Raw genomic sequence first — 18,313 nt, forward strand, 5'->3', positions numbered from 1 at the left:
AGGCTTTTTGCTTTTCCTGCCTCTCTGTCCGGATCAAGCACAGAGAAATCATAGATCCGGGCCTGTCCTCGGACGGTCTGATCCGGAGGAGATGGCGATTGTTTTTTGGGGGCGAACTGACAACCTTTCCAACCTGGGGGAATCCAATTCCATCCAAGGGGACTTCCTGTTATAATGCAGATAGATAACGCGAAATTAAAATTCTGGAGGAAAAATAATGTTAAGAGAAATGAATTTGGATACGTTTGTGAATGAACTGGCTTCGGTTTCACCGGCACCGGGCGGCGGTTCCACCGCAGGTCTGGCCGCTTCCCTGGGCGCAGCCCTCACCAGCATGGTGTTCAATCTGACCATTGACAACAAAGCCGGCGAAGGCCTGGCTCCGGAAATCATCGAGGAGATGAAGACCAGACGGGAAGACATGCTGAAACTGAAAACAGAGTTCATCGACCTGGTCGAAGAAGATACCGCCAGCTTCAACCGCTTCATGAGCGCTCTGAAGATGCCGAAGGAAACCGAGGAAGAGAAGGCAGCCCGCAAAGCAGCGCTGGATCAGGCCAAGGTTGATATTATCACTACGCCGGAAAAAATTGCCGTGTCTGCGGCCAAAGCCTGGGACGCCATTGAACTGGCCAACAACTATGGCAACCCCAATGCCGTGTCCGATGCCGGAGTCGCTGCGCTGATGCTGGATGCTGCCATCAAGGCTGCCCTGCTCAATGTCAAGATCAACCTGCCCATGGTAAAGGACGAAGCGAAGAAAGTGGAATATGTGGAGCGGATGAATGGCCTGCTGGCTGAATCCACCGAGCGGGTTAACAAGATCTACAGTTCTGTTTCCAAGAAGCTGGATGCATAGTCCGGACGAATTTCAACTGGATATCGTCAGATTAAGGGAGCTCTTTGATAAGGCTCCCTTCTCTGACTATGAGGCGCAAAAACAGGTCATCCTGGAGAAATGGCGGCCCAGAGGCCGTGGCGCATCGAAACGTGAGCCCTCCCTGTCGGGACTGTACGCCAGCCGCGTCCGGGAAAAAGTCAACAGCTCGGTCTATACACCGCCGGAACTGGCTCGACTCCTGTTTGAACGCACTCCCTGGCAGGCGACGGATTCAATCCTGGACTGTTCCGGAGGGACCGGTGATCTGGCCGCTCCTTTCGTTCAGGCAGGTGCCAGCGTGCAGCTGATGGACCGCGATGTCACCGCGCTGGCCATTGCCGAGATGGAACACCCCGGGGTGAGGGTCTGTACCGGTGATTTTCTGGAGGCCGCCGGACGGTATGATGTGATCATCGGCAACCCGCCCTATGAAGGTCACAAGGGCATGAGTCCGGCGGAGAAGGAACGGGTCAAATCGCTTTTTCCGCACGTTATGGGAGACAAGGCTGATCTCCATTTTGCTTTTTTTGCCAAGGCCTGGGAGCTTCTGCCCGAAGGCGGCATTCTGTCCCTTCTGGTCTCGCGCTACTGGCTGGAAGCGGATTCAGGCCAGGACCTGCGCCGGTTTGTGCTGAACCATTTCCGGATTCTGTATCTGCATGACTGGTACGGCAGCCGTCCCTTCGGGGCCGGGGTGGATCCGATTCTGATCGTCCTGGCAAAAGGACAGGCAGCAGTCCCTTATGACATCCCCGTGTGGCGGGAAGATGTCGGAGAATTCGTCATTTCTTCCGACGCGCTGAGTTCTGATTCCATGAAGCTGCTGACGCGGCAGGAACGGATCATGCGGCGCATTCTGGAGCAGGAATGTGCCATGACCCTGGGCCAGGCGGGTGAATTCTACCAGGGGATCATCACCGGTTTTGACAAGGCCTTTGTGCTGACCCCGAAGGAAGCTGCCGCTTGGCGCATCGAGGACGAACTGCTGGTGGACTGGATCAAGTCCACGGACCTGAGGGGCATCCGTCGGATCAACCGACTGATCTATGCTGATGCGGCCGCTGGAGACTGTCCGAATTTCATGAGGTACATTGAGCAGCACCGGGACCGGTTGTCCGGGCGCCGTGAAGTGAAAAAAAGGATGATCCGCTTTTATCAGCTGCAGTGGGGCAGAGCTCGCGCCTTGTTTGAATCCCGCCGCGTCCTGTTTCCCTACAAGGGAGCCGGGAGTCTGTTCGTGCCCGCACAGAACGTGTTTCACTCGGCGGATATCTACTCCTATCGGACGGAGATCGATCTGGAGTGGCTGTGCCGGCTTCTGAACAGTCCACTCTATGACGCCTATATCAAAACTGAACTGAAAAAGCTGGGCGGGGAGCTCTACGAATATTATCCGCACCGGCTGAAACGGATCTGTATTCCCGATCCGGTCAATGTGCCCGATCCCGATCAGTTCATCGCCCACATTCAGCAGCGGCTGACCCAGGAGCTGGGACCTGAATCTGATAAATCATAAGTGATCAAGAACAAGGAGGATGACGCGATGCAGCCAAAGGAAACATACAGTCAGGACGTCAACGCATATCTGGCAGCGATGCCTCCAGCGGTCCGGGACCGCCTGGAAGCGATCCGAGCCCAGATTCATGAGCTGGTGCCGGAGGTAACCGAAAAAATTGCCTATGGCATTCCCACCTTTCAATGGCGCGGCAAGAATATGTGCCATATCGGAGGATCCAGACAGCACATCGGATTCTATCCCGGACCCCAGGTCATTCTGGATCACGCGCAGGCCCTCTCAGCCTATAAAACCAGCAAAGGCGCGATTCAGTTTCCGCATGAGAATCCGATTCCGCCGGAGCTGATCCGGACCCTGACGCTCAGCGCCAGGGAGCAGCTGGAGAAAATACTGAAATGAAAACCCTGATATTCAACGGTTCTCCCCGTAAGCAGGGAGACACCCGGTTTATGATTGATTATCTGAGTGAGCGCCTCAGCGGTGAAGTCCATGTCATTGACGCCTATACCTGCGGCGTGAAAAGTTGTGTGGACTGCCGCTACTGCTGGACCCATCCGCACTGCGTGTTTCCGGATTTTCAGGAGCTGGATGACCGGATCCGCTCCTGTGATAATATCATCCTGGCCTCGCCGATCTATTTCAGTGAAGTGACCGGAGAGCTCCTGCGGGTTCTGTCCAAGGTTCAGGTCTACTGGAGCGCCCGCTTTCTCCGGCAGGAGACACTGTTTCCCAACCCGAAAAAAGGCGCGCTTCTGTTAGCTTATGCCGGCCACTGCAACCTGATTTATCCTGAACACAGCTGCCACATTCTGCTGAAGAATATGGGCGTACAATCCATCTGGCCCACGGTGACCGCCAGTGATACCGATCGGGTACCGGCCCGGGAGGATCAAGGCACACACCGCGCTCTGGATGAGCTGGCGCTGTTTCTCAACGGCTTCGTCGAACCGCCGGTCAGACCCTGACGGAATTGCCTGGCAGAGGCCGGAGATTCTCGATGGGATAGGACAAACGCATCAATTCAAACAACATAACCTTAAAGGAAACTGTCCCCTGGCCATTACAGGCCAGGGGACAGTTTCAGCTTGAAAGGTGATTTTGGAGCGCACTTTCCCCAAGGTTTTTGTCGCTTTCTCCAAGATCCCTATTTTTTATTCAAATTTGCATTTTCTAAAGCGTTTTTCAAGACATTCTCGTCAAAGGAATTGAGCAGCTTAGCCAGATTATCTTCGAATCCCCAGGAGAAATCCTTCCGGATAAGCCGGATACTGCTGTTCTTTTTCATCAGTGGCTGGACCAGTTTGAACAGGGACAAGGCCATCTTATTGAGGATGCTCAAATTGGTGAACGCCTGTCGATCCACTGTCGTGTTGTCGTCTTCGTGGAAGGTATAGTCCAGATGCCAGTGCAGCTGGTTTTCCACACTCCAATGCCCCCGGATCGCGTCTCCGCCGAGTTCAACATCATTGAGACTGGTGATATAGTATCGGATTTCAGTGCTCTCTTTGCCGGTTATTGTGCTGAATATCCTTTTCTCGTAACAGATGAAATTACGAAGCCCCTGCCACTCCTTATCCAGATCAATGGCCTTGGTCATATAGAACTGCCTGGTTTCAATCTGACTGTGAGATTTTTCAGTGGTCTCGTAATAATTCTTTCCAGCTTTTCGAATTCTGACTTTATTCTTCTCCGTGAAGGATTCAGCGGCAGCCAGTGCCAATTTTCCCTGATTACCCTTCAGGGCACCAACATAGTTTCCGCCTCGCTCCATGATGATTCCGATGGTTTTGGTCTGCGTGTGCAGAGCATCAAAGGTGACGATGGCATTTTTGAGTTGGAGCATTTTGAGTGCTTCCTGGGCAGCGGGGATCTCATTGGTTTTGCTGTCGATCTGATGAGAGACTATGCAGACGCCATTGGAGGCATCGTAGATATGCAGAGTCTGCAGATTACGGATCTCCTGATCAGTACCGGCTTTGCGTCCCGTACCGCGTTCTTCTTTCCCATCAATGCACAGTTGACGTACCGATGATTTGATGCCCAAAGACTTCCTGAGGACAGCCATATTCTCCATTAGAAACAGTACAGTAGCCTTTTCCAGCTGCTCCGAGGCAATCAGTGAGAAGACCCGGCGAAACGTGTCATGAGAAGGAATCCCATTGTTCAGCTTCAGGAATTTTTTCAGCCACTTGTGCTTGGCATTGCCAAACCGCTCGATCTCATTCCAACTCGAGGCATTGCCAAGCACCGCCAGAAAGGCGATCACCAGGATCTCCTCGAGCGGGTAGTCGGTCATCGCCTGGATCCTGACATCTTCGATCTCCCGGAACAGGCGAATAAAACGCTTCATGATCTTTTGGGGAGGGGTGTACTCGTCAATGGTTATGCCGGTGGCTTTGATGACTTCCCGGTATTCCAGGATGGGTCTGCAAATCTTGCTCATAGCTGGTCCTCCCACTTCAAGTTATATTTCAATCGTAGTTGTCTGGTGACCTCGGGTTCCGCGGAACGGTAAACCCGGTCATTGATGCTGACCATGTAGACCAGAGGAAAAAGGAGCATCACGGTTGGAAGATCCTCACCAAAGTGTCTAGCCATTGTGTCCCGGATCATCAATTGACTCCGCTGGATCCCAAACTCTTGGGGCTTTGTCAGAACCGCGTCAAAATCAAGGTCTGGGAAGCGCCTGGATAGATAGGATTGTTTGAACAGAAGAGAGTCGTAAGTTCCATACAAAAACGAGAGGATGGATGCTGCCATGACCAGGTCACCAGCTTTGGTGAAAGTACGGCGCAGGCCTTTGTGGATGTTCTCGCAGATGGTAAGAACCGTTGTGGACATGCCAAACTCCAAAACAACCGGTGGCTCATTCACTTTGTCCTTGGGCGGGATCAAGCCATCTTCCTCAGTGATCCGACCCAGATAACCATCACTGACCCGCCGAACTTTGTCTGTACCTTTGATCCGCTCCGAATGGGCGGCATACAGATAGTACTTACCTTTGACGACGTTGATGTAGGTACCTGGTTTCTTATGTTTAAGCACCCAATCGGGATAATCAGCCATGCCTTCACCACCTTTTGTATTACATAGTATGTAATACAATTATGTGCTAAAAACCGACAAATAACAAGGGGAAGTCATTTGTCGGTTAAAATGAAGGCTAATTGATGCGTTTATCCTATCGATGGGATGGTTAGTGTAAAGTTACTGTAGGTCGAAAATGAAAGAGAATAAGCCCAAGTGCTAGAATGTTAGTAACAACAACAAACAAACTACACGAAAGGACTTATTCTCATGCCTATCTTAACAGATTTCAACTCAATGTTCACCTCTCTCAGACAAGGTTTTGATTCAAGAATGGCAAGCGGTACCCTCACCATGGATCAAGTGGTCCAGGAGACTCACGAGCTGACGGATCGGATTGCCCGTGAGCAGATCCAGGATTATGTTCAGGTACTCGATGAGCGCCTGAGGAACTCACAGTTACGGAAAAAGGATTACTCCATCGAACGGCGTAATCAAACAAAAACCATCGCTACTACAGCCGGACCTGTGGTCTTTGACCGGACGTACTTTCGGGATAAAAAGACTAATCACCATGTGTGTCTGGTGGATCGTCTTCTGGGCCTTGAGCCCCATCAGAGAATCAGCCGGGAACTAGCCTCGTGTCTTCTCTCCAGTGCTAAAGATATTTCTTACCAGGGGACGGTGGAGCGCTATGCAAGCAGCGGAATTACCAGCCGCACTACGGTAATGAATCTGGTCCATCGACTGGGGAACATTGAGTCTTCTGAGGGACCCCTGCCTCAGAAAAAAGTGGTATCTCGGATCTATATTGAGGCCGATGAGGATCATGTAGCTATGCAGGACGGTTCCAATCAGCAGATGCGGCTGATCTACGTCCATGAGGGGCAGCAGAGTGTCGGGAAGAGACGCAAGGCCTTAATGGGTGTACGTCGATTTGCAGGCTTCTACAAGGGCAACTCGGATGAACTGTGGTACGAAGTGTTCGATTACCTGAACTCGGCTTATGAGGTAGATAAGATCGAGGAAATCTCCTTATCAGGGGATGGGGCGACCTGGATCAAGATGGGTGCCCAGATTCTGCCTCGATGCAAGCTCTATCTGGATAAGTTCCACCTGGAAAAGGCCCTGCGCCAGGCGGCAACGCCGATTGATTCCTACAAAGGGACAAAGGATGAATATTACTGGTACCTCAAAGACGCCATCAGCATGGACTCCCTTGAGGACATCAACACATTCTTCGAATCAGCGGCGGGATTGCCGCTTAAAAAGACCCAGGAAAAGAAGTTAGGCGAGATGCAAACCTATCTTGTGTCCAACTGGGAATCGATCCAGAACGCGGCCAAGTCGGGCTATCAGGGCTGCAGTGCGGAAGGGCATGTCAGTCATGTGCTTTCCTCACGGTTATCTTCACGCCCGATGGGGTGGAGCACAGTAGGTGCTGAGAATATAGCGCGCATGCGAGTTTTCGTCCTCAATGGCGGGGATCTCATGGGCTACTTCGCTGCCAAAGAGAAAGAAAAGAAGAAGGAAGCCCGACTTTTGAGGCTGGAAAAACGGATCGTGAAGAAGAGCCGGGTCTACCCGGTAAAACAAGGTTCAATCAGCTATGCAACGCCTCATTTTGGGTGGTATAAATCGTAAAACCCGGGCTACTTGGAATCCGCACGGCAGGCTTATTCAGTTTTTGAACCGAAAGTAAGTTGACACTATCGATGGGATGGTCTGCCTTGAACAAAAGGGAGTCCATGGGTTATAATGAGCAGTGGTAAACGTGAGGAGTTGAATTTATGAAATTAGGAATCGTGGGGCTGCCCAATGTCGGGAAAAGCACCCTTTTTAATGCCATTACGCAGGCTGGCGCAGAGTCAGCCAATTATCCCTTTTGCACCATTGAACCCAATGTCGGTGTCGTCGCGGTGCCGGACGAGCGGCTGGACCGCCTGGCCGAGGTATATCATTCCAAAAAGAAAGTTGAAACGGCGATCGAGTTCTATGATATTGCCGGTCTGGTAAAAGGTGCTTCCAAAGGCGAAGGTTTGGGCAACAAGTTCCTGTCCCATATCCGTGAAGTCGAAGCCATTGTCCATGTCGTCCGGGCTTTTGAAGATCCCAATGTCGTTCATGTGGACGGCAACGTGGATCCGATCCGGGATATCGAGACCATCAATCTGGAACTGATTCTGGCCGATCTGGAAGTGCTGGAAAAACGCATGGATAAGTCCCTGCGCCAGGTCCGTTCAGGCGATAAGACGGCAAAGGTCGAGTATGCCCTGATGGAACGAATCAAGGCTCATCTGGAACTGGAGAAACCGGTCCGGACATTAGAATTCACACCGGAAGAGGAAGAGATTGTCCGCCAGTTTTTCCTGATCACTTCGAAAAAAGTTCTGTATGTCGCCAACATTTCCGAAGATGATCTGGCCGCAGGCAACCTGAATAATGACATGGTGGAAAAAATCAGAAACTATGCCCATCAGGAAGGGGCTGGCGTTATTGTCGTCTGCGCCAAGTTGGAAGAAGACATGTCCGGTCTGTCCGATGCCGAGAAACATGAAATGCTGTCAGAGTACGGATTAAAGGAAACCGGGCTGGACCAGCTGGTCAAGGAAAGCTATGACCTGCTGGGGCTGATGAGCTTCCTGACCGCCGGACCCATGGAATCCAGAGCCTGGACCATCAAGAAAGGCACCAAAGCGCCCCAGGCAGCCGGAAAAATTCATTCCGATATCGAACGAGGCTTCATTCGGGCCGAAATTGTTTCCTTCAATGATCTCATTGCCTGCGGCTCGGAAGCCCATGCCAAAGAGAAGGGGCTGTTCCGCCTGGAAGGCAAGGAATACATCATGCAGGACGGCGATGTGGTGAACTTCCGGTTCAACGTCTAGGGTCGTTCAGGCATTTCTGCCGGGAACCTGAAAATAATCCGGAAGACAATCCGGAAGACAATTCGGAAGAAAATCCAAAGGACATCTGAAAATACAGCGTGGGGATTCTGTAGGGACCAAATAGAACATCCATAGGTATCAACAACCCATGGTGAAGATGTTTCAAATGGATTCTGAAAAAGCAAGATAACCTGCCGGCATGGCAGGTTATCTTGCTTTTTGCTGTCTAGTTATTAACTGACCGGTTTTTAACTGACCGGTTTGAACGGTCTAGTTTATTGCTGTCTGATTTGCATTATCTAGTTTTCAATAAATTTCATTTACATCAATATCGGGTCTTCACTGGACGGCCTGTGAGGATTGGCTTATTCACCAGCTGAATCCGAACAAGGATGACTGTCACAAACAGCGTTCCCAGCAGGGTCGCGGTTTCCCATTGGTACTGTACCCCGAAATAATTGACCAGACCCAAAAACGGGAGAATGATCGTATTGGACAGCCAGTCAAAGACGGCGGGCAGTTCAATCACTCCTTCGATTTTGATCTTGATTCGAAGCAGCACCAGCATGGTCATGATGAACCAGCTCAGCAAATAAAAATCAAGGACGCGGCGGGTTCGAACCAGGAGGATGAACAGTAGCCACAGCACAGCCAGGGCAGTGCCGGTAGTCATCACGATCTCGGGTTGGGATGCGTTGGCGCTATTATAAAAAAAAGCTGTTAAAGTCAGTAACAGCGGCAATAGAGCATTGATCAGCTTCATAGTGGTTGCCTCATCTTACGTTGAATTGAAATCGTTCTACAATCTATAAAGATAGCTTATCAAATGGGGTAGCAAGTGGCAATCTATTTTTCGTTACCAAATTGTTACTTTTTCTCGGCGGCGGAAAGAAAGCCCTGGGGCGGAATGGATTTTATGCTGCGGTTATTTTCATTCTCAGGTGTGCTTCAACCGACAGTGACCAGCCAAACTGAAATTAAGCTGGTTTTAACAAATCAGGGAGAGAATTGAGCTATAATTGAGTTAATAAAGAGGTGAACTATTTCCAGGTATTTGATCGGAAGAGCCTGGGATGCCACCGGTGACTGTCGGCGGCACGGCATGATGACCGCCGCCTAGAAGGAGACGTATGACAGAATATTTTAAGAAAATTGGGATCGGGAAATTCATTCTGATGTTCCTGCTGAGTATCGGCCTGAGCGTAGCCCTGTTAATTCCCTATACCATGACTCAGATGGCAGAAGGGGAAATCCTCATGACCGGATCCTGGGAAATCTTCCTATCCTCGCTGGGACTTTATCTTGGCATTATGATCTTTATCTGGGGACTGAGCCTGACCAGGGAAGACCGTCAGCGCATTCTGACACCAGCGCCCGCCCACAGCCCCAAGCGGTTTGGCTTTTATCTGGCACCGTTTCTGCTGGCTCTGCCGGTGAATGTGATCTATGTTCTGTTTCTGGAACGGTTTTTTCCCAGCTTTCTGGAACGGATGATGGAGGCCGGCAATCTGCCGGAAAATTTCATGAGTTCCCCGGATCCGGTCTCCCTGTTGCTGTTGTTTTTATCTGTAGTTGTCATGGCACCGATCGTGGAGGAAATCGCCTTTCGCGGCGTCCTTTACAATCTATTAAATAAAACCCTGCCCTTGTGGGTATCAGCCCCGATCAGTTCCGTTATTTTCGGTATCCTTCATGGAACGACCTTTCTGCAGACTGCAATCATCGGACTGGTGCTGGCCTTCATTTATCAAATCACCGGTGATCTGAAAGTTGCCATCATCGGACATGCGGTGAACAATGCAGTTGCCTTTGGTCAGGCGATCCTGCTGTCCACCGGAGTTCTGGTGGAAGGAGAGCCGAGTGAAATGATTCTGGGCGGTGTCCTTCTGGTACTCGGTGTGGTCATGGTAATCGCGTCAATCCGTTACCTCAGACATCATTCGCTTCGGTCCATTTTCAATGACCGTGCTCCGGTTTACAAGCATGAGATCTGGGCCAGCCGGCAATATCAGGAGCTGGAGGGTTATCAGGAATAAAGCGGCATCAGTTCATGTTCCGGCTGCCGGAACCGCTGTCTGGTCATCCAGGAGGTGTTGGATCCATTCTTTCGCAAAGCCCCCATTCAGGTGATTCCAAAGCGGAACTGCTGGAGACAGCGGTTGCCCGACCAAAACTGAAACGAGGTGATCACAGTGGTAATCGCATGCGGAGTATTCCGACTGAAGCTGCATACGGCTTATTCGCTCAAGGACAAACGGATGGTGACAAAGTCTATCATTGATCGGGTCCGGAACAAATTCAATGCCTCCTGTTCCGAAACCGGACTGAACGATTCCATCCGGGACATCGAGATATCCATCTCGGTGATCAACTCCTCCAAGGTGGTAGCTGAGAATGAAGCTGCCCGGATCAGTGATTACATCTATAACCACGCCGAAGCCGAACTGATCGGCGAGAACATCGAGATTATCTATATCTGAAAGACATCCGGGGGTCTGTCCTTTACGATGGGCAGGCGCGCCTCGTTCCGGATCCAGCCACCCCGACCCGTCCGGAAAGTGAAGTGGCGCAAGGTGTGATGAACCAAGCCTTATTATGATAGGAACCTTCGAGCGGCCGGTGATCTGCGGATCACCAGCCGCTTTGCCATTGGCGGTGATCCGGTTTGAGGATGTCAGGTGACTGTTTTTTGACGGAGAGGAATTTGGTTTCGGGTATTTTTTGATTGCTGTTTGGCCGCCACGGAAAGGCTGATTATTTCACTGCTGCCGGCGGCCGGAATAGACACTTCGACGCTTCAGGGGAGAGTGTTTTTTGAGAATCGCAGGATTTCCCTGTGTTAATGGAGCAGTGCAGTATGGAAATCGGTGTATAATGGATAAAGAAATTTGAGCAAAATTGGAGTTATTATGTTTATTTGTGATATCAGTGTGTTTAATCGATATGGAAAAATAAAGCTGGATCAGATGCTGGCTCCGGTCAGCCTGGACTGGCGGCAACTGGTGGTATTGTTCGTTCTGGAGCAGCGGCCCGGAATTTCCCAGGCGAAGCTGAAGCCCTTTCTGCAGACCGACAAGGCCAATGTAACCAAGCTGCTTCAAGCCATGGAGCATGAGAAACTGATCCATCGGACACCGGATGAAAAGGACCAGCGCAACAAGCTGTGCTTCCTGACGGAAGCGGGGGAAGAACAGCTGCCGGCTCTTCACCGGATCCTGGCTGAGTGGGAATCGGCCTGCTTTGCCGGTCTGACCGCTGCGGAGCGGGAGGAACTGGAACGGCTCAATTCCATCATTATCAAAAACCTGGTGGGGGAGTGGAGTCAGGACAACTAGAGGATTCCAAAGACCGGCCGGGAAGTACTTGCGGACAAGGTATGCACTGGGACTTTATTTCATACAGCCTGACAACCAGGTGTTTGGATATGGTTAGAAAAAGGCATTGGGACACAAGGATATTTACTGAGAGTTGGGGAGCTGCGGTGGAACCGGATCTTTTTAAATGTAAATAGTTTATTAATAAATATTCTTTACAGGTTTTTTTGAACAAACCATGGTGCGCAGCGCTTAGAACGGGTGTTTTGGTTTTGAAATGCTGGCACGGAATCACCTTTTTGGTGATAACACGAAAAAACATTGGGAATAAAAAGAAATACAAGATTTTGAAAAACTGCCGCCGGCAGTTTTTTTGTTTATTTTCTTAGAAATATTCTGTTATAATCCCGTGCCGGAAGTGGCCAGGCAGGGGATTTCGTTTGTTGAATTATTGATGAATATTCTATACAATGAACCTAAAGTGGTAAAAAGTGGAGAAAAGTGGTGAAGATCATGCTGATTGGTGAGCACTGGCATACCATCGACCCGAAAAATCGAATCATGATCCCGACCAAGCTTCGCAATGAGCTGGGTTCTCCCTTCATGCTGACCAAGGGGCTGGACCACTGCCTCTATGCTTTCCCCATGGCGGCCTGGGAACAGTTCCAGGAGACTTTGGCTCAACTGCCGGGGAATCGCAATGAAGCCCGCCGCTACAAGCGGTTTTTCCTGGCCGGTGCCACCCAGGTGGAAATGGACAAACAGGGCCGAGCCCTGATTCCGATTCATCTGGTGGAGTTTGGCAATCTGGTCAATGAAGTCGTCACCATCGGCATGCAGGACAAGCTGGAAATCTGGTCCAGGGAAAGCTGGGATCAGTACCAGAATGAAGAACTGGATATGGATGAACTGGCGGAAAGGATGGCTGATTTAGGGCTATGACAATGGAATTCAAGCACAAAAGCGTATTATTGTCCGAGGCGATCCGAGGGTTGAACATCAAACCGGATGGCATTTATGTGGACTGTACTTTAGGGGGCGGGGGACATTCCTCTGAAATTCTCCGACATTTGCCGCAAGGCCGGCTCATCGCCATCGACCAGGATCTGGAAGCCCTGAGGCACGCCAGAGAACGGCTCAGTGACCATGACAATGTCACCTACGTCCATGACAACTTTGAGAATCTGGCAGCCATCATCGATGAGCACGCACCCGACGGCGTCGACGGGATCCTGATGGATCTGGGCGTTTCCTCCTATCAGCTGGATAATCCGGACCGGGGGTTCTCCTATATGAACGATGCCCCGCTGGACATGCGCATGGATCAGGAAGCCGAAATGACCGCCTATGATGTGGTCAACGCCTATACCGAGAACGATCTCTACCGCATTATTAAAGAATACGGCGAAGAGCGGTTTGCCTCCCGCATTGCCCGCTACATCGTTCGGGCTCGGGAAGAAGGTCCGATTACCTCAACCTTCGCCCTCAATGAAATCATCAAACGCGCCATACCGGCCAAGGACCGCAGAGTGGGCCCGCACCCCTCCAAGCGAACGTTCCAGGCCATCCGCATTGAAGTCAACCGGGAACTGACCATATTAAAGAAAACCATCGAGGCGGGCATTGCCCGGCTCAAACCCGGCGGACGATACGCCATCATCACATTCCATTCGCTGGAGGATCGGATCGTGAAGAATGTCTTCAGAGAACAGGCCGATCCCTGTACCTGTCCCAGACACCTCCCATGTGTCTGCGGCAAAGTACCCGTCGTTTCACTGGTTTCCCGCAAAGCCATTGAACCGGGCCATGATGAATTGGGGGAAAACCCGCGCTCGCGCAGTGCCAAACTGAGGCTCTGCGAAAAACTTCCAGCGGCACCGCCAGCCAGCGACAACACATAGAAAAACCGAGGTGCCTGGCCGCAGTTTCACTTCACTCTGAGTAAAATGGGGAATATCAATGGCAGAAATCAAACGAATGAATTCAAGTCTGGCCGGAGGCAGCTATGCTGCTTCCACCATGGACCTTGTGATCGAACAGGAACGGTCGCGGCGACGCGCCCTTCGACTGGAAGCTGCCCTGCGCAAATACTGGGTGGCATTGGCTGCCCTGGCAGTTGTATTTGTGATCCTGATGCAGTCCATTGCCATTTACGCCATGCAGCGCAATCTGGCATCCGTCAACGGGGAAATCACTCAGCTGAAGCGGACCAATGAAACGCTGCGGGTTACCGTCCTCAAGGCACAGGACCTGGATCAGACCAAGCAGGTAGCCCTGGCGGGCGAATATGTGTCACGATCAGCCCAGACGGCTCTGAGTGTGGATCTTGATTACAACAACTTCACCGGAACTGCGCAGACAGCAGATCAGGTATCATGGTGGGGAAAGCTTTTCGCCTTCTTTCAATAAACAGGCAAAGAAAACTGAAACCGCATGATTTCAGTTTTCTTTTTTTCTAAATGACCGTCCATCGGCCGGGAAGACCCGCAAGGAGCGACTGAATATGAAAATAGACTTGAAAAAAAATAACCGAATCCCGATTCTGATCTTCTCGCTGATGTTTGGAGCTCTGGCAATCAAATTGAGCCTGGTCATGCTGCACGATGCCGGTTCGATCCGGACGCTGGCGTTTGCCCAGCTGCGCAATGAGACGGTTCTGCCAGCCCGGCGGGGGGATATCGTGGACCGCAATGGCAGTCTTCTGGCCAGCAGCGTTTCGGCTTTTACGGTGGAGGCGGATCTGGTGGCTATGAGACGCGCCGCCCTGGGGCGTAAAAATGTGGATACTCTGACCGAAGCGGATCAGGCTGCTGTCCGGGCGTATGCCCAGGACTGGTCAGCCCGTCTGGATGAATATCTGAGCAAGACCCAGGAAGGACTCTACAAGATTCTGACTGCCACAGGCTCAAAGGGCAACTTTTTGTCCTACGGGCTGCTGGGCAGCAAGGAAGATCTGACCAATCTGGAGAAATTCAGACAGTTTCGCCGGGACAATGAACTGACCTGGCTCAGGATCCTGGATGATACTCAGCGGTATTACCCCAATCAGGACATGCTTGCGCAGGCGCTGGGCATCGTCGGGCAAGACAACAAAGGCCGGTTCGGCCTGGAATCGGTCTATGAAGATGATCTGGCCGGCATTGACGGCCTGAAGATCTCGGAAGTCGACAAGCTCAGTGAGGACATTCTCCTGACCGAACCCATCGTTACCCTGCCGGTGGATGGCCATACCCTGGTCACCACCATTGACGAGAAGATTCAGCAGATCGCGGAGGAAGCGGCGCAGGAGGGTCTGACCGCCAATCAGGCCAAAGGAGTTCACATCATCGTCATGGCTCCTCGGACGGGGGAGATTCTGGCCATGGTCACCAGCCCCGGATTCGACCTGAACCAGCCCTATGCAGTCAGTGAAGGTCAGACGGTACAGGAAACCTGGAAGAACCGGGCCATTTCCGATGCCTATGAGCCGGGTTCCACCTTCAAGATTGTGACCATGGCCGCGGCACTGTCCGAAGGCGTGGTCGATGAAGATGACGTATTCCATTGTCCCGGCTACACCATCGTCAATGGCATCCGCATCAACTGCCACAACAAGGAAGGGCACGGCGATCAGAATTATTTCGACATCCTGGCCAATTCCTGCAATCCCGGCTTCATTGAGCTGGGCCGCCGCCTGGGTGTGGAGCGGCTGGGCGAATGGGCTGAAAAGTTCGGCCTGGGAACCAGACTGGGGGTCGATCTGACCGGAGAAGCCTCGGGCAAGATGGATTTCAAGGCCGGCACCAGTGACTATGCTCTGGCCAATAAATCCATGGGGCAGGCTACCATGACCACATCCCTCCAGCTGCTGAATGATCTCAACACCGTGGTGAACAAAGGCAAGCGGACCACGCCGCATCTGATGAAGGAAATCCGCACGATCAAGGGCGACGGAACCACTGAAGTGGTACGCACCTATGAGGAACAGCGCACCGAAGATATTCTGGAGGATTCGGCCGCCGAGACCCTCTTGGCCATGCTGGAAAACTCGGTCGCCAACGGCGGCAGCCGGGCAGCCCGGATTGACGGACTGCGGGTTCTGGGCAAGACCGGAACCGCACAGAAAGTTAACCCAGCGACCGGAAAATATGAGTTCTACGTTTCCTCCTTTGTCGGCGCCGCGCCGGCGGAGGATCCCAAAATATCCGTCTTCGTCGCAGTGGATGAGCCCGGTACGGACCGGACGTTCGGCAGCCAGGTGGCAGCACCGCTGGCCAAGCGGATCATCCAGGAGTCCATCAGCTACCTGAACGGACCTGGCAACTAATTGATCATTCCGTGATATAATATTCAAGTTAACTAAAAATATGAGGATGGATGATCGTGGAAAAACTTACACTGATAGAAATAGCCCAGGCCACAGGTGGCAAGATCCTGTTCGGCAATGACGATGTAACTTGCGAATCCGTCGTAATGGATTCTCGCAAAGTGACGGAAAACGCCCTGTTCATAGGTATTAAAGGCGAACAGGTCGATGGCAATGACTACTTTTTAACCGCCTTCGAGCAGGGGGCGACGATTGCGCTGATTGAAAAAGACGTGGACGTGATCCCGACCGGACAGAAAGGTCTGGTTTGGGTGCCTTCCACCCGGGATGCCCTGGCCGCCCTGGCTAAATATTACAAGAACCGCTCGCTGACCAATACCCGTTTCATCGCCATCACCGGCTCGGTGGGCAAAACGACGGCCAAGGACATGCTCTGCGGCATGCTGTCCGCCAAATACAAGGTCTTTAAGACCCGCGGCAACTACAACAATGAACTGGGACTGCCGCTGATGATTTTTTCAATGGATTCCAGCTATGATTTCGCCGTGCTGGAAATGGGCATGTCTTCCCTGGGAGAAATCCATTTCCTGGCAGACATTGTCCGGCCGGATCTGGCGTTAATCACCAACATCGGCACCTCCCACATCGAAATTTTGAAGACCCGGGAAAATATCCTGAAAGCCAAGTTGGAAATTACGGACTTTTTCGGGCCGGACCAGGTTCTGTTCCTCAATGCCGATGATCCCTACCTGGCCGGCATCAAGCACCAGACCTACCAGATCGTGACGGCCGGAATCGCCACCGGCATCTATCGAGCCAAAAACATCTCGCTGGAGCCCGGCACCATTGAGTTTGACGCTCTGAGGGGTGAGGAAACCCTGGGTCACATCAAGCTGGAAGTACCCGGCATGCATAATGTGGCCAACGGCATCCTGTGCTTCGCCTGTGCCCATCAGCTGGGCATTTCCGCCGCGGATCTGACCCGTATGACCATCGACCGCACGGTCATGCGGCTGGAAGAGACTCAGTTTGAGCATCTGACGGTTATTAACGACGCGTACAATGCCAGCCCGGAATCCGCCAAAGCCGGACTGGATACCCTTGCTCTGCGCGGCGGACGCAAGGTTGCCCTGATGGGTGACATGAAGGAACTGGGCGACTACAGCGCCAAGGCTCATGTCGAAGTAGGGGCCTATGCCCGCTCCCGGGTTGATGTCCTCATCGCCGTGGGCGACTTCGCCAAGGAATACGGCGAGGGCTTTGGCAGCCAGGATTTCCATGGCTATCCGACCTATGAGGATGCCGTCATTGCTTTGCCCAATCTTCTGGATGAAGGGGACCTGGTCTATCTGAAGGCATCCCGGTCCATGAAATTCGAACGATTCTTAAGTGTATTGGAGAGGATATAACCATGCAGATTGCATTAGCCATAGTGATTGCCCTGATCAGCGGGCTGGCTGCCGGACCGGTCATAATCCGGAAACTCAAGGAATACCGCCAGGGTCAGATGATCCGTCAGGACGGACCGGTGGAGCATTACAAGAAACAGGGGACGCCCACCATGGGCGGGCTGATCTTTATTGTCGGCATTCTGGTTTCCTATCTGATTATGAACCTGATTTATCCCCCATCGGGAGATCTTCTGCGGGTTCTCTGGCCCGTAATCGGCCTGCTGCTGTTTGGTCTGATCGGTTTCGTTGACGACCGCGCCAAAATCCGCAAACATCAGTCGGAAGGACTGACCGCCCGCCAGAAAATCGGCCTGAATGTGCTGTTTGCCGTTGGCATAGCCTATGTGATGAACCAGACTCTGGCTCCCTTCGTTTTGAAGGTGCCGCTGCTGAATCAGACACTCACCCTGGGGACTGTCCTGTACTTCCTGTTTATGATCGTATTTTTCACTTCCGTCACCAATTCCGTGAATCTGGCGGACGGCATCGACGGCCTGTGCGGCTCGGTATCGCTGATTGTCGCCATATTCTACATTCTGTATGGCGTCAGGCGGGGAGATCCTGCCGTCATCCTGTTTGCTTCCGCTCTGGCCGGTGCGCTGGCCGCCTACCTGTTTTTCAACTGGCACCCGGCGCGGGTCTTCATGGGTGATGTCGGTTCCTTCGCTCTGGGCGGCGCTCTGGCGACGCTGGCCGTCATGACTCAGACCGAACTGCTGTTCATTCTGGTCGGCCTGATCTATGTTATAGAATCCGCCTCCGTCATTATCCAGGTCATTTCCTTCCAGACCCGGGGCAAGCGCATTTTCCTCATGTCGCCCATCCATCACCACTTCGAGAAGAAGGGCTGGTCCGAAGTCAAAATCGTCGGCATCTTCTCGCTTATTACCGCAGTCTGCGTTGCCATCGCTTATCTCATCAGCTGATCCGC

19 protein-coding genes are annotated in these 18,313 nt (G+C 52.1%); 16 read left to right on the forward strand and 3 right to left on the reverse strand.

Going from position 1 to position 18,313, the window contains the following annotated elements:
* Window positions 1–217: 217 nt before the first annotated feature.
* The 4 genes from NQU17_03480 to NQU17_03495 are packed head-to-tail and all read left to right on the forward strand — an operon-like array spanning window position 218 to window position 3,361.
* On the forward strand, window positions 218–859 hold the full coding sequence (locus tag NQU17_03480) for a cyclodeaminase/cyclohydrolase family protein (GenBank protein UUM12635.1): 642 nt from the start codon (window positions 218–220) through the stop codon (window positions 857–859).
* A complete protein-coding gene (locus NQU17_03485) occupies window positions 852–2,396 on the forward strand; it encodes an Eco57I restriction-modification methylase domain-containing protein (GenBank protein UUM12636.1) in 1,545 nt (514 codons plus the stop codon). The genes NQU17_03480 and NQU17_03485 overlap by 8 nt, the downstream gene beginning before the upstream one ends.
* 27 nt (window positions 2,397–2,423) lie before the next feature.
* Window positions 2,424–2,795 (forward strand): DUF1801 domain-containing protein, encoded by a 372-nt coding sequence (locus tag NQU17_03490; GenBank protein UUM12637.1) that lies wholly within the window; start codon window positions 2,424–2,426, stop codon window positions 2,793–2,795.
* Window positions 2,792–3,361 carry a flavodoxin family protein gene (locus NQU17_03495; protein UUM12638.1) on the forward strand — a complete coding sequence of 190 codons (570 nt, stop codon included), beginning with the start codon at window positions 2,792–2,794 and terminating at the stop codon, window positions 3,359–3,361. The genes NQU17_03490 and NQU17_03495 overlap by 4 nt, the downstream gene beginning before the upstream one ends.
* A gap of 179 nt (window positions 3,362–3,540) precedes the next feature.
* Here NQU17_03495 and NQU17_03500 read toward each other — a convergent pair whose 3' ends face one another.
* Both NQU17_03500 and NQU17_03505 read right to left on the reverse strand, forming a co-directional pair.
* Window positions 3,541–4,839: an ISAs1 family transposase gene (locus tag NQU17_03500; GenBank protein ID UUM12639.1), complete on the reverse strand. Its 1,299-nt coding sequence runs from the start codon at window positions 4,837–4,839 to the stop codon at window positions 3,541–3,543.
* Window positions 4,836–5,462 (reverse strand): hypothetical protein, encoded by a 627-nt coding sequence (locus NQU17_03505; GenBank protein ID UUM12640.1) that lies wholly within the window; start codon window positions 5,460–5,462, stop codon window positions 4,836–4,838. Before NQU17_03505 ends, NQU17_03500 begins: the two co-directional genes overlap by 4 nt.
* Window positions 5,463–5,693: 231 nt before the next feature.
* Here NQU17_03505 and NQU17_03510 point away from each other — a divergent pair, with 231 nt between their 5' ends.
* Window positions 5,694–7,067: an ISLre2 family transposase gene (locus NQU17_03510; protein ID UUM12641.1), complete on the forward strand. Its 1,374-nt coding sequence runs from the start codon at window positions 5,694–5,696 to the stop codon at window positions 7,065–7,067.
* A gap of 146 nt (window positions 7,068–7,213) precedes the next feature.
* On the forward strand, window positions 7,214–8,311 hold the full coding sequence (gene ychF / locus NQU17_03515) for a redox-regulated ATPase YchF (GenBank protein ID UUM12642.1): 1,098 nt from the start codon (window positions 7,214–7,216) through the stop codon (window positions 8,309–8,311).
* Between the two features lie 325 nt (window positions 8,312–8,636).
* On the opposite strand, the gene NQU17_03520 is transcribed toward ychF, so the two are convergent.
* On the reverse strand, window positions 8,637–9,074 hold the full coding sequence (locus NQU17_03520; GenBank protein UUM12643.1) for a hypothetical protein: 438 nt from the start codon (window positions 9,072–9,074) through the stop codon (window positions 8,637–8,639).
* Window positions 9,075–9,149: 75 nt separating this feature from the next.
* Between NQU17_03520 and NQU17_03525 the strand changes: the two genes are divergently transcribed.
* The 10 genes from NQU17_03525 to mraY all read left to right on the forward strand — a co-directional run bounded on the left by NQU17_03525 (window position 9,150) and on the right by mraY (window position 18,308).
* Window positions 9,150–9,323, forward strand: coding sequence for a hypothetical protein (locus NQU17_03525; protein ID UUM12644.1), 174 nt, complete (start codon window positions 9,150–9,152; stop codon window positions 9,321–9,323).
* 118 nt (window positions 9,324–9,441) lie between these two features.
* Window positions 9,442–10,347: a CPBP family intramembrane metalloprotease gene (locus NQU17_03530; protein ID UUM12645.1), complete on the forward strand. Its 906-nt coding sequence runs from the start codon at window positions 9,442–9,444 to the stop codon at window positions 10,345–10,347.
* A 156-nt stretch (window positions 10,348–10,503) separates the two neighbouring features.
* Window positions 10,504–10,791: a DUF503 domain-containing protein gene (locus NQU17_03535; GenBank protein ID UUM12646.1), complete on the forward strand. Its 288-nt coding sequence runs from the start codon at window positions 10,504–10,506 to the stop codon at window positions 10,789–10,791.
* Window positions 10,792–11,220: 429 nt separating this feature from the next.
* On the forward strand, window positions 11,221–11,646 hold the full coding sequence (locus NQU17_03540; GenBank protein ID UUM12647.1) for a MarR family transcriptional regulator: 426 nt from the start codon (window positions 11,221–11,223) through the stop codon (window positions 11,644–11,646).
* A 492-nt stretch (window positions 11,647–12,138) separates the two neighbouring features.
* Window positions 12,139–12,567 carry a division/cell wall cluster transcriptional repressor MraZ gene (gene mraZ, locus NQU17_03545; protein ID UUM13451.1) on the forward strand — a complete coding sequence of 143 codons (429 nt, stop codon included), beginning with the start codon at window positions 12,139–12,141 and terminating at the stop codon, window positions 12,565–12,567.
* A gap of 2 nt (window positions 12,568–12,569) precedes the next feature.
* Entirely contained in the window at window positions 12,570–13,526 is a 957-nt protein-coding gene (gene rsmH / locus NQU17_03550; GenBank protein ID UUM13452.1) for a 16S rRNA (cytosine(1402)-N(4))-methyltransferase RsmH, read from the forward strand.
* A 58-nt stretch (window positions 13,527–13,584) separates the two neighbouring features.
* Window positions 13,585–14,034 carry a hypothetical protein gene (locus tag NQU17_03555; GenBank protein ID UUM12648.1) on the forward strand — a complete coding sequence of 150 codons (450 nt, stop codon included), beginning with the start codon at window positions 13,585–13,587 and terminating at the stop codon, window positions 14,032–14,034.
* Between the two features lie 94 nt (window positions 14,035–14,128).
* Window positions 14,129–15,931: a penicillin-binding transpeptidase domain-containing protein gene (locus NQU17_03560; protein UUM12649.1), complete on the forward strand. Its 1,803-nt coding sequence runs from the start codon at window positions 14,129–14,131 to the stop codon at window positions 15,929–15,931.
* 56 nt (window positions 15,932–15,987) lie between these two features.
* The gene (locus NQU17_03565) at window positions 15,988–17,340 is read left to right on the forward strand and encodes a UDP-N-acetylmuramoyl-tripeptide--D-alanyl-D-alanine ligase (GenBank protein UUM12650.1); all 1,353 of its coding nucleotides are present in this window, start codon (window positions 15,988–15,990) and stop codon (window positions 17,338–17,340) included.
* Window positions 17,341–17,342: 2 nt separating this feature from the next.
* Window positions 17,343–18,308, forward strand: coding sequence for a phospho-N-acetylmuramoyl-pentapeptide-transferase (gene mraY / locus NQU17_03570; protein UUM12651.1), 966 nt, complete (start codon window positions 17,343–17,345; stop codon window positions 18,306–18,308).
* Window positions 18,309–18,313 lie beyond the last annotated feature (5 nt).

The organism is Clostridiaceae bacterium HFYG-1003, assembly GCA_024579835.1.
In the GTDB taxonomy this organism is placed as follows: domain Bacteria; phylum Bacillota; class Clostridia; order Clostridiales; family Clostridiaceae; genus JG1575.